Here is a 1,088-nt window from a genome sequence, read left to right as displayed (position 1 = left end):
CTTGAGGAGAACTCCCCGTGAGTATGAAAACCAACCGCCGGGCGATGCTGTTCGCCCTGGAATCCGAGTACAACGACGGCGCTACAACGCCCGAAGCGGCAACGGATGCCGTGTTGACGCGTGAGATCACCGTTACCCCCCTTAGCGGTACTGATATTGAACGTACCTTTGTGCGGCCCTACTACGGCAACAGCCCACGTGCAGCCGGTGAGAAGCACGTTGAATCGGTCGTTGAGGTGGAACTGAACACCAGCGGCACACCCGGCACGCCGCCACCGTGGGGCAAGATGCTGCGCGCCTGTGGCTTTAGTGAAGTGATTGAAGAAGGTGTGAGCGTCACCTATAGCCCCGTTTCTGAAGATGAAGATTCTGGCGTTTTCTTCACCCATGTAGACGGCAACTTGCATAAAGGGCGTGGGGCCCATGGAACCGCAGCGTTCACGCTGAACGCTGAAAGTATGCCGGTGATCCGCTTCACGTTCCGCGCTCTCATCAGCCCTGTCACTCAAGAGCAGTTGCCTAGCGTCACTCTTAGCCAGTGGCGCGCCGGGTTGGCCATCAACTCTGTTAACACAGCGCCGCTCGACTTCATGGGTGCAGTGGTGCCGTTTAACCAGTTCTCGCTCGATATGGCGGGTCAGGTAATACACAAGAAAATCGTGGGCTCCAACGATATCCAGATCACTGGCCGCTCCCCTTCGGGCCAGTTGATGATCGAAGACCCCGGTGTGAATGCGAAGAACTACTTCGAGGTCTCGCAGCGTGCAGACACTGGCGCGCTCAAAATCACCCACGGCAAAACAGCGGGCGACATTATCGAGATCAGCATGCCCGAGGTCGGTATCGAGTCGCCCACGTACTCGGATCTGGAAGGCACGCAGATGCTGTCGATTAACTACAGTCCTGAACCCATCGACGGCAACGACGAAGTCACCATCGTCGTTAAGTAATCCCCTTTTAACCACCCCGTAACCGCTGCCCAAGCGGCGGTTAAACAGCGTTCAATCAGGAGAAATACCCGTGTTCACAGTAAATACAGGCCGCACCTACAAGTTCCCCGTTGCCCTTACCGTGTATGACGAAAACGG

General features: G+C 56.4%; 1 protein-coding gene. It reads left to right on the top strand.

Annotated features, from left to right (window positions below; genetic code table 11):
- Positions 1-17 precede the first annotated feature (17 nt).
- The gene (locus tag CZ787_RS07260) at positions 18-950 is read left to right on the top strand and encodes a hypothetical protein (RefSeq protein ID WP_140398976.1); all 933 of its coding nucleotides are present in this window, start codon (positions 18-20) and stop codon (positions 948-950) included.
- The last annotated feature ends 138 nt before the right edge of the window (positions 951-1,088 follow it).

This window comes from Halomonas citrativorans, assembly GCF_900163645.1.
Classification (GTDB): Bacteria; Pseudomonadota; Gammaproteobacteria; order Pseudomonadales; family Halomonadaceae; genus Vreelandella; species Vreelandella citrativorans.
Note: the sequence above shows the minus strand (reverse complement) of the source record. Positions and strands in the feature narration are given on the sequence as shown.